The sequence below is a fragment of the Streptomyces sp. BF23-19 genome, assembly GCF_041106355.1.
In the GTDB taxonomy this organism is placed as follows: Bacteria; Actinomycetota; Actinomycetes; order Streptomycetales; family Streptomycetaceae; genus Streptomyces; species Streptomyces virginiae_A.
In genome coordinates this window covers 57,622-67,394 of the sequence record NZ_JBGBPT010000048.1, presented here as the reverse complement: position 1 = coordinate 67,394, position 9,773 = coordinate 57,622, and the positions used below count along the sequence as shown (strand labels likewise).

Sequence of the window (9,773 nt, the reverse complement as noted above, 5' to 3'; positions counted from 1 at the left end):
TGCCCGGCCAGCCACAGGGCGTCGGCGAGCTCCCCGGCGGACGGGTCGAGCCCGGCGGCGCGCAGCAGCGCGGCCAGTTCACGGACGCCGGGCGCGCCGGCGGAGGCCACGGCCGATCACCTCGGACGGTCGAGGCGCTGGATGAGCAGGTCCGCGAGGTCCTCCCGGGTGGGCGGGGCGGCGTAGTGGGTCAGGTACACGGCGTTGAGCAGCTGATCGGCGGCGACCAGTTCGGACTGGGAGCGGCTGAGGAACTCCCGGATCAGGTCCGCCCCGAGGCGGGCGGCCTCCTCGCCGAGGTGGGCGCGGACCATGGTGGCGAGCCGTTTCTCGCCGGGCTGCCCGAGCGCCAGCTGGATGCAGCGGCGCAGCAGGGCGGCGGGGAAGTCCCGTTCCCCGTTGCTGGTCAGGATGATGAAGGGGAAGGCGCGGCAGCGGACGCGGCCGCCGCGGACGGTGACCTTGGTCCCGTCGTCGGTGAGCACCTGCACCTCGGGCTCGACGTCGGCGACGCGTTCCAGCTCGGGGAGGGCGAACTCCCCTTCCTCCAGGACGTTCAGCAGGTCGTTGGGGAGGTCGATGTCGCTCTTGTCGAGCTCGTCGATGAGCAGGACGCGGGGTCGGGCGGTCGGCAGCAGGGCGGTGCCGAGCGGCCCGAGCCGGATGTACTTCCCGATGCCGGGGACCCCGGGGTCCGTGGCGGCGGCCGGGCCACCGACTCCGGAGCCGCTGCCGCCGCTCGCCGCGATCTGCACGTCCTGCAGCCGGGCCAGGGCGTCGTAGCGGTAGAGGCCGTCCTGGAGCACGGTCCGGGACACGACCGGCCAGCGCAGCACCCGCCCCAGCTTCAGCTCGTGGGCGACGGCGTGCGCGAGGGTGGACTTCCCGGTGCCGGGGAAGCCGGTCACGAGCAGGGGCCGGCGCAGGTACAGGGCCGCGTTGATGGCCTCCAGCTCCTCCGGTTCCGGCCGGTGCAGTTCGGCGGCCTGCCGGTGCGCCCCGAGCCGCCGGGCCACGTTGCCGTCGGCGACCCGGGCCGGACCGTCCGGCTCGGCCACGGGGCCGCCGTCGAAGTCCCGCCAGGGCGGCGGGTCGGGCAGGGCGTCGATCCCGTCGTGGGGTTCGCCCACCCCGCGGTAAATGAGCCACTCGTCGTTCATGGTGCTCCTGCTCCCTCCCTCGCGTCCGCCGCTCGCGTCCACCCCGCGCCCGCGCCACCCTCGCGTCGCGCCATAGCCATAGCCATAGCCGTCGCCGCCGTTGCCGCCGCCGTCGCCGTCACAGGTCGCCCTGGAGCGGCTCCTCGTCCGGCAGCGGCCGCGCCGGGTCCTCCCACACCAGCCCCGTCCCGGCCGCCCAGTAGGCGTCGGGGTCCGCCGCGTACGCCCTCCCCCGTAGGTTCTGCAGGCGCTCCGGGAGCACCTCCGCCCGTCCGGCGTCGGCCAGTTCCTCCCGCAACCCGCGGTGGAAGGGCGCGCAGGAGGCTCCCGGGTCCGGGGGCGGCCGCCGGGTCACCACCACCCCGTACCCGGCGTCCCGTACCGCGTGCAGCGACCCCAGCGTGGGATCCTGGTCGGCCGCCCGGCAGTGCACCGGCACGGTGTTGTCGGGGAGGCCGGTCAGCCACTCGGTGGCGGGGGTGCGCGGGCGGCCCCGTACGCAGTCGGCGCGTTCGTCCTGCAGCGGTCCCGCCTGGACCCGCGCCCAGCGGGCGGAGGCGTCGGTGCCCTCGCGGTCGGCGGGGTGTTCCCGGGCCCCGCCCGGGTTCGCGCCCGCGGGGTGCGCGGTGCCCGGGTTCGCGCCGGCGGGGTGGCGCAGGACCACCGGCCGCTGCACGCCGAGCGGTACGCCGCCCACCACCACCCATTCGTCCACCGCCAGCCCGAACAGCGCGGGGGCCACGGCCACTTCGAGCAGGGCCGCCGTCTCATGGGTGTCGCAGCGCCGGAAACCCTCGGCGAGCGGGGCCCGTAACGCCTCCGGCAGACCCGGCAGGGTGGCCCGTACGCCCGAGTCCACCGGCGTCAGCCGGCCGGCGTGCGCGGGACCGGCCAGCACCGAGACCCGCCAGTCGTAGACGTCCTCCCAGCCGTGCGCCCACACCTCCAGCAGCACCGAGGCCCCGGGCGGCAGCCCGCCGGACCGCCGCGCCGGGCCGTGCACCGCCCGCCCGGCCGAGGCCCGACGGCGCCGCTCGCGCTCGGCGAGACCCCGTTCGTGGCGCTCGCCCAGCTCGCGCCGCAGCGGCCGCCACAGCCGCTCGGCCGTGGCCCGTACCCAGTCCCACAGCTCCTCGTCCGCGCCCGGTGTGACCGGCTCGCGGTACTCGGCCACGCTCACGTCCGTCGCGTACCGGAGCATCGCCGCGGCCTCCGCCGTCCCGCCGGGCGGGTCGTGCAGCAGCCCCAGGCCGTCGCGCCAGCTCAGCGGGGCCGGTGGCAGCGGGTCCGGTTCCTCGCCGCGCGCCGCCTCGACCAGGGCGCGTACGACCTCGGAGGAGCCGGGCGGGGGCAGCTCGGCCAGTAGCCCGCACAGGGTGGTGCGCTCGCCGGGGGTGAGCCGGCCCCGGCCCGCGTACGGGTCGCCCTCCTCCGGCGGGAGCTCGCCGTGCACGTCCGTCCAGGTCCGCCGGTTGTCGAGATCGCTGAGGTGCTGGTCGTAGTGGTACAGGTCGTGGGCCTGCATGATCCGGCGGTGGAGCCCGACCTGGCCGCGTGCGGCCATCGGCAGGGTGCGCAGTTGTACGACGGAGACGGCGAGCCCGCCGCCGCCCGTCTGGCGCCGGGCCTTGAGCACACCGACGACCTCGCCGCGGGCGAGGTCCACCACGGGCCCGCCGGACATGCCGGGCTCGATCTCGTCGTCGTCGCCCAGCCGGATGGCCGCGCCGTTGCCGGCGGTGCCGCGCAGGCGGGTGGTGCGGCCGGTGATCTCGGGGGTGCCGAGGTCCTCGGTGCAGCCGAAGTAGGCGACCTCGTCGAAGCGGGGTCTGGAGCGGTCGGTCAGGAACACGCAGGCGTGCGAGACGGGGGCCAGGACCCTGACCAGCGCCAGGTCGGGCAGGTCCCACAGGGCGTGCCGGCCGGGCCGCCGTTCCTCCAGCCGCTCGGGCAGTACGCACTCCACGCGCCCGGTGACCGTGCCGGTGCCGCTCCCGGCGGAAAAGGTGATGCCGACCTCGCGTCCCGTCAGACGCACCGCAGCACCCCCTTCGCCGACCACGTGCGCGCACGTCAGGACCCAGCCGGGGGCGACGAAGAAGCCGCTCCCCCAGGTGGGACCGGTCCGATGACTGCGAGGGTTCTCATACCCTCCCGGCGGGGCGTGGACGCGTACGGTCGCCGCCTGGACGAGGGGCTCCAGAAGCTCGAAGGCGCGCGCGGACCCTGTCGTGCGCCCGTCCGTCATCCGCACCCCCCGCTCGTTGGGCATCCAGGCTAGACCCGGGGACGGCGCGTGCGGGAGGTGTCGCCGATAGGCGGATTATCCTGGCGGGAAACACCCCCTGCACACCCACATCACGGCACGGAGCCCGACTTGTACTTCACCGATCGCGGCATCGAGGAGCTGGAGAAGCGGCGCGGCGAGGAGGAGATCACCTTCGAGTGGCTCGCCGAGCAGCTGCGCACCTTCGTCGACCTGAACCCGGACTTCGAGGTCCCGGTGGAACGCCTGGCCACGTGGCTGGCCCGGCTGGACGACGACGAGGACGAGGACGACGAGTGACCCCCGGGGGTCCGGGCACCGGCCTTCGGGCCCGGCCCGGACCCCGCTCGTACTGGCCGGTTCCGTCCGCCGGCACCGAATTCCGTCGGCTCCGGCGCCGCCACCGGGCACCATGGGTCCGGTGAAGGACCTCCCGCCCGGCCTGCCGCCGGCCCACTCGCGCAAGTGGCACAACCGCCGCTGGTGGGACCAGCTGGGATACCTGCGCGTGCGCTCCTTGGGGAACCCGCACTGGTCCCGGGACATGCCGTGGCTGATCACGTGGCTGCGACGCGAACGCTCGACCGCCCTCCCCACGGATCAGGGCCTCTACGACGAGGCGATCGCCGCAGCCCAGAACTACGCACGCACTCCCCGGCGTTCGCCGGAGGCCGAACGCGCATGGGACCGGCTCCTGGAGCCGGTGGACGAGCTGCTGACGAGACGCCAGGCCAGACACCTGGCCGCGACCCGCGAAGCCCGAACCGAGCAGGACGCCCCAGGCTCCTGACCGCCTCCCGAGCGGCTCGCCTCGGCGATTCGCGAGCTCGTCGCCGAGTGCCCGTAGGGGGTGCGCATGACACCGGCCCGACCGCTCGGAGCGGTCGGGCCGGTGTCATGTGCGCTCCCGTACAGGAGCGCGGGGAGGTGCCTCGGGCGCCCAGGGTCAGGCGGCCTTGGTCTCCCAGAAGATGCGGTCGATCTCGGCGATGAGCTCAAGAGCCTTCGCGCCGGTCGCCGGGTCGTTCGACGCCTTGGCGGCCGAGAGGGCCTTCAGGGTGTCGTTGACCAGGGTGTGCAGCTGCGGGTACTTCTCGAAGTGCGGGGGCTTGAAGTAGTCGCTCCACAGCACCGAGACGTGGTGCTTGGCGAGCTCGGCGCGCTGCTCCTTGATGGTGATGGCGCGCGCGCGGAAGTCGGCGTCTTCGTTGGCCTGGTACTTCTCCTGCACGGCCTTGACGGACTCGGCCTCGATGCGGGCCTGGGCAGGGTCGTACACGCCGCACGGAAGATCGCAGTGGGCGGAGACCTTCGCCTTGGGGGCGAAGAGGCGGGAAAGCATGGAGTTTGTCCTCCTCGTGATCGTCTTCTCAAGGGGGAGATTACTCGCTGAACAACCGGATTTCGCGGGCGCCCCCATGGGCTTAGGACAAAAGTCCAGGGGCACGGCCGGACCGGTGAGCGAATGTACGGACCCGTGCGGCAGCATGCGGGGGTGACGAGGAGGACACGCATGGTGGAGAACGGGCGCCCGCGCAAGCGGTTCGAGGTGGTGGAGGTGACGGGGCCTTCGATGGTGCCCACGCTGCTGAACGGGGACCGGCTCGTGGTCCGGTACGGGGCTGCCGTACGGCCGGGCGACGTGGTGGTGCTGCGGCATCCGCTCCAGCAGGACCTGCTGGTGGTCAAGCGCGCGGTGGAGCGGCGGCCGGGCGGCAGTTGGTGGGTGCTCGGCGACAACCCGTACAACGAGACCGGCGACAGCACCGTCTTCGGGCCGGTGCCCGCCGAGCTGGTGCTGGCGACGGCGGTGCTGCGCTTCCGGCCGCGCGAGGACGATCAGCGTTCGCTGAGGGCCCGGCTGTCCTGGGCGGCCTCGGCGCTGCGCCCGCTGTGGGCGGACGCCTCGGCCTCCAGCCGCTTGCGGGCGCGGTAGGCGGCCACGTTCGCCCGGGTGGCGCAGCGGTCGGAGCAGTAGCGCCGGGAGCGGTTGGTGGAGGTGTCGAGGTAGGCGTTGCGGCAGGGCGCTGCCTGGCACAGGCCCAGGCGGTCGGGGCCGTGCTCGGTGAGGGCGAAGGCCAGGCCCATGGCGGCCATGGCGGCGTAGCCCGCGGAGGCGTTCGAGGGGTGCTCGGCGAGGTGGATGTGCCAGTCGGGGCGCCCGTCGTCGGCGAGGGTCTCGTGGCCGGACACCTGGGGGCTGACGGGGAACTCCATGAGCAGCGAGTTCAGCAGGTCGACCGCGAGGACCTCGTCGCCGCCGTCGGCCGCCTCGAAGACGGAGCGCAGGCGGCCGCGGACGTTGCGGAAGCGGGTGACGTCACCGTCGGTGACGCGGCGCGCCATCTGCTGACTGGCGCCGAACAGGGCGCGGACGGCGTCCACCGAGGTGAGCGAGTCCTTGTTGCGGGCCGGCTCCTCGGTGTTGACCAGGCGCACGGCGAAGTCCGAGTAATGGGCCAGTTCCACTTGTAGTCCTTACGGCTGCGGATTAATGTCTCCGGTAACGGCTGAGACGTCTTCGAGGGTATTACGTGTGGAGGGGTTCGGGATGACGGTTACGGCGAACACGGCGGATACGACCGAAGCGACGGGCACGACCGACTGGCAGGCCTGGCAGGACAGCTGGGACCGGCAGCAGGAGTGGTACATGCCCGACCGCGAGGAGCGGTTCCGCGTGATGCTGGACATGGTCGAGGCACTGGTGGGACCCGCCCCCCGGGTGCTGGATCTCGCATGCGGTACGGGAAGTATCACGGACCGCGTCCTCAAGAGGTTCCCGGAAGCCACCGGTACGGGCGTCGATCTCGACCCCGCCCTGTTGACCATCGCCGAGGGGCACTTCGCGGGTGACGCACGCGTCACCTTCGTGACCGCCGACCTCAAGGACCCGAACTGGCGCAGCACCCTCCCCCACGCCACGTACGACGCGATCCTGACGGCCACCGCCCTGCACTGGCTGCCGAGCGAGGAGCTGGCCGTCCTGTACGGGCAGCTCGCACCGCTCCTGCCCCCGGGCGGGGTGTTCATGAACGCCGACCACATGCCCGACCCGGCCACCCCGCGCATCGACGCCGCCGAGCACGCCCACCGGCACGCCGGCATGGACCGGGCCAGGACGGCCGGGGCGGTGGACTGGCGCGAGTGGTGGGAGCTGGCGGGCGCCGAGCCGGCGCTGGCCGAGCAGGTGAAGCGGCGCTTCGAGATCTACGGGGAGCACGCGGACGGCGACACCCCCTCCGAGGCCTGGCACACCGAGACCCTGCGCGCCGCGGGCTTCGCCGAGGCCCGTACGGTCTGGCGCTCCCCCTCGGACGCGCTGGTCCTAGGTCTGAAGTAGGGACCTGAAGCAAAAACCCGAAGCAGAGACCCGAGGCGGGGACCTGAAGCGGGGACCTGAAGCGGGGGTCCGGGCCTCGGAAAGGACTGAGGGGCGGTACGGGGATCCCGTACCGCCCCTCGTCCGTCCGCGGATGCGGACCACAGCACCTGTCGGAGCTACAGCACCTTCGAGAGGAAGGCCTTCGTGCGGTCGTGCTGGGGGTTGCCCAGGACGTCGCGGGGGTGGCCGGACTCCACGACGACGCCGCCGTCCATGAAGACGAGGTTGTCGCCGACCTCGCGGGCGAAGCCCATCTCGTGCGTGACCACGATCATGGTCATGCCCGATTCGGCGAGGTCCCGCATGACGTCGAGGACGTCACCGACCAGCTCCGGGTCGAGCGCCGAGGTGGGCTCGTCGAAGAGCATCAGCTTCGGCTCCATGGCGAGCGCGCGGGCGATGGCCACGCGCTGCTGCTGGCCGCCGGAGAGCTGGGTGGGGTAGTTCCCGCCCTTGTCGCCGAGGCCCACGCGGTCCAGGAGCTTGACGGCGCGCTCGCGCGCCACCGCCTTGGACTCGCCCTTGACCATGACCGGGGCTTCCATGACGTTCTCGATGGCCGTCATGTGCGGGAAGAGGTTGAAGCGCTGGAAGACCATGCCGATGTCCCGGCGCTGGGCCGCGACCTCGCTGTCCTTCAGCTCGTAGAGCTTGTCGCCCTTCTGGCGGTAGCCCACCAGCTGGCCGTCGACGTAGAGCCGTCCCGCGTTGACCTGTTCCAGGTGGTTGATGCACCGCAGGAAGGTCGACTTGCCGGAGCCGGACGGGCCGACCAGGCAGAACACCTCACGCGGGGCGACCTCCAGGTCGATGCCCTTGAGGATGTGCGCCGCACCGTAGGACTTGTGGACGCCCTCGGCCTTCACCATGGCAGTCGTCATCAGGCCACCGCCTTGCGGTTCGAGAAGCTGGACAGTTTCGCCTTGATCTTCTGCAGCGGCGTCGGCGGCAGCGAGCGGAGCGCGCCACGGGCGTAACGGCGCTCCAGGTAGTACTGGCCGACGCTGAACACGCTGGTCAGGGCGAGGTACCAGATCGACGCGACGAAGAACATCTCCATCACCGCGAACGAGGTCGAGGCGATGTCCTGGGCCGCGCGCAGCAGGTCGAAGTACTGCACGGCGACCACGAGCGACGAGGTCTTGAGCATGTTGATGAACTCGTTGCCCGACGGCGGCACGATCACCCGCATGGCCTGCGGCAGCACGACGCGGCGCATCGTCTGCGTGCGGGTCATGCCGAGCGCGTGCGAGGCCTCGGTCTGGCCCTCGTCGACCGACTGGATGCCGGCGCGGACGATCTCCGCCATGTAGGCGCCCTCGTTCAGGCCGAGACCCAGCAGGGCGGCCAGGAAGGGCGTCATGACCTGGGTCATCTCGTCCTTGTAGAACCCGAGGTTGAGGATCGGGAAGATCAGGGCGAGGTTGAACCAGATCAACAGCTGCACGTACACCGGGGTGCCACGGAACAGCCAGATGTAGAACCAGGCGATGGTGCTGGTCACCGGGTTCTTCGAGAGCCGCATGACGGCGAAGAGGATACCGAGGACCAGGCCCAGGGCCATCGAGGTGATGCTGATCCAGACCGTGTTGACGACACCGCGGAGGATCGTCGGGTCGAACAGCTTCTCCGGCACGGTGGCCCAGCGCACGTTGCCCTGCGAGAAGGCGACGGCGAGCGCCACGACCAGGCCGATGACGACCACGGCGCTGATCCAGCGGCCGTAGTGGCGCACCGGGATGGCCTTGATGGCCTCGGGGGGGACGGCCCCGGCCGGCGGGGTGTCCGCCGGGCCCGGGACCTTGTCGAGCTTGTCAGTCACAGTGACTGCCCTTCAGTGTGCTGCGGCGGTACGCGGAGATCAGGAACCGGCGTTGATCTTGGCCTCGGTCACGGCGCCGGAGCCCGCGTTCCACTTGTCCAGGGCGGCCTTGTAGGTGCCGTCCTTGATGACCGCGTCAAGGGCTTCCTTGAGCGCGTCGCGCAGCTGGGTGTTCTTCTTGTCCACCGCGATGCCGAAGAGACCGGCGTCGGTCGGGTTGGCGATGGCCTCGAAGTCGTTGCCGCCACCGGCGGTCTGCGCGATGTACGCGGCGACCGGGGAGTCGTTCAGGTCCGCGGCGGCGCCGCCGGCCTTCACGCGGGTCTGGGCCTCGGCATCGGTCGGGAAGGACTCGACCTTGAGCTCGCCCTTGCCGTCCGTCTTGCACTTCTCGGCCTGGGTCTTGGCCGAGTCCTCGTACGTGGTGCCGCGCTGCACGGCGACCGTCTTGCCGCACAGGTCGTCGAGGGTCTTGATGCCCTGGGGGTTGCCCTTCTTGACCAGGATGCCGGTCGAGGAGGAGAAGTAGTCGACGAAGTCGACACCGGCACCGGTCTTGGCGCCCTTGTCGTCCAGGCCCTCCTGACGGGCCTTGGTGTCGGTGAGGGAGGACATGACCAGGTCGCTCCGGCCCGTCTGCATGCTGCCGATCAGCGTGTCGAAGGTGCCGGACTCGAACTTGAACTGCACGCCGAGCTGCTTGGCCATGGCCGCCGCCACGTCGGGGTCGACACCGACGATCTTGCCGCCCTCGGTGAACTCCATCGGCGCGTAGGTGGCGTCCGTGCCGACCTTGATGACACCGGCGTCCTGGACCTTCTTCGGGAGCTTGGAGAAGAGCGGAGCGCTGCTGTTGGCGGCCGCGCCCGACGGGGTGCCGGAGGCCTTGTCGGTCTGGTCACCACAGCCGGTGAGGATCAGGGTGCCCGCGACCGCGATCGCGCCGACCGCGGCGATCCGGGACCGTGCGGCGGTCGTACGACGGGTGGTGCTAGCGGTCATGGCTTGGTTCCTCCGGCGCTGGTGGAAAAGCAACGAAAAACGGTCGGACACGCACCATCGAGTGTCGCGACCTTGTGTGATTACGGCATCTTGCCATTCGGACTGAGACATTCAGGGTGCCCGTCAGGTCAAAATCGCATA

11 protein-coding genes are annotated in these 9,773 nt (G+C 71.7%); 4 read left to right on the top strand and 7 right to left on the bottom strand.

Annotated features, from left to right (window positions below):
• Positions 1-116: 116 nt before the first annotated feature.
• Together AB8A24_RS25625 and AB8A24_RS25620 are read right to left on the bottom strand one after the other, a co-directional pair.
• Positions 117-1,160: a MoxR family ATPase gene (locus AB8A24_RS25625; protein WP_328961723.1), complete on the bottom strand. Its 1,044-nt coding sequence runs from the start codon at positions 1,158-1,160 to the stop codon at positions 117-119.
• A 118-nt stretch (positions 1,161-1,278) separates the two neighbouring features.
• Positions 1,279-3,432 (bottom strand): trypsin-like peptidase domain-containing protein, encoded by a 2,154-nt coding sequence (locus tag AB8A24_RS25620; protein ID WP_328961724.1) that lies wholly within the window; start codon positions 3,430-3,432, stop codon positions 1,279-1,281.
• 105 nt (positions 3,433-3,537) lie between these two features.
• Between AB8A24_RS25620 and AB8A24_RS25615 the strand changes: the two genes are divergently transcribed.
• The gene (locus AB8A24_RS25615) at positions 3,538-3,726 is read left to right on the top strand and encodes a DUF6104 family protein (RefSeq protein WP_030764387.1); all 189 of its coding nucleotides are present in this window, start codon (positions 3,538-3,540) and stop codon (positions 3,724-3,726) included.
• 121 nt (positions 3,727-3,847) lie between these two features.
• A complete protein-coding gene (locus tag AB8A24_RS25610; RefSeq protein ID WP_369477750.1) occupies positions 3,848-4,216 on the top strand; it encodes a hypothetical protein in 369 nt (122 codons plus the stop codon).
• Positions 4,217-4,372: 156 nt separating this feature from the next.
• On the opposite strand, the gene sodN is transcribed toward AB8A24_RS25610, so the two are convergent.
• The gene (gene sodN / locus AB8A24_RS25605) at positions 4,373-4,768 is read right to left on the bottom strand and encodes a superoxide dismutase, Ni (RefSeq protein ID WP_030009413.1); all 396 of its coding nucleotides are present in this window, start codon (positions 4,766-4,768) and stop codon (positions 4,373-4,375) included.
• Positions 4,769-4,939: 171 nt separating this feature from the next.
• On the opposite strand from sodN, the gene sodX reads away from it, so the two are divergent.
• The gene (sodX, locus tag AB8A24_RS25600) at positions 4,940-5,362 is read left to right on the top strand and encodes a nickel-type superoxide dismutase maturation protease (RefSeq protein WP_266380069.1); all 423 of its coding nucleotides are present in this window, start codon (positions 4,940-4,942) and stop codon (positions 5,360-5,362) included.
• Here the strand turns inward: sodX and AB8A24_RS25595 are convergent.
• Positions 5,266-5,895 carry an ABATE domain-containing protein gene (locus tag AB8A24_RS25595; RefSeq protein WP_033218713.1) on the bottom strand — a complete coding sequence of 210 codons (630 nt, stop codon included), beginning with the start codon at positions 5,893-5,895 and terminating at the stop codon, positions 5,266-5,268. The two genes, sodX and AB8A24_RS25595, sit on opposite strands and share 97 nt — an antisense overlap.
• Positions 5,896-5,977: 82 nt before the next feature.
• Here AB8A24_RS25595 and AB8A24_RS25590 point away from each other — a divergent pair, with 82 nt between their 5' ends.
• On the top strand, positions 5,978-6,766 hold the full coding sequence (locus AB8A24_RS25590; RefSeq protein ID WP_369477749.1) for a methyltransferase domain-containing protein: 789 nt from the start codon (positions 5,978-5,980) through the stop codon (positions 6,764-6,766).
• A 158-nt stretch (positions 6,767-6,924) separates the two neighbouring features.
• Here AB8A24_RS25590 and AB8A24_RS25585 read toward each other — a convergent pair whose 3' ends face one another.
• From AB8A24_RS25585 to AB8A24_RS25575, 3 genes are all read right to left on the bottom strand, one after another.
• On the bottom strand, positions 6,925-7,689 hold the full coding sequence (locus AB8A24_RS25585) for an amino acid ABC transporter ATP-binding protein (RefSeq protein ID WP_030009417.1): 765 nt from the start codon (positions 7,687-7,689) through the stop codon (positions 6,925-6,927).
• Positions 7,689-8,558 (bottom strand): amino acid ABC transporter permease, encoded by an 870-nt coding sequence (locus AB8A24_RS25580; RefSeq protein ID WP_266384757.1) that lies wholly within the window; start codon positions 8,556-8,558, stop codon positions 7,689-7,691. Before AB8A24_RS25580 ends, AB8A24_RS25585 begins: the two co-directional genes overlap by 1 nt.
• A 111-nt stretch (positions 8,559-8,669) precedes the next feature.
• Complete coding sequence (locus AB8A24_RS25575) at positions 8,670-9,632, bottom strand: ABC transporter substrate-binding protein (protein WP_328961726.1); 963 nt, start codon at positions 9,630-9,632, stop codon at positions 8,670-8,672.
• Positions 9,633-9,773: the final 141 nt, after the last annotated feature.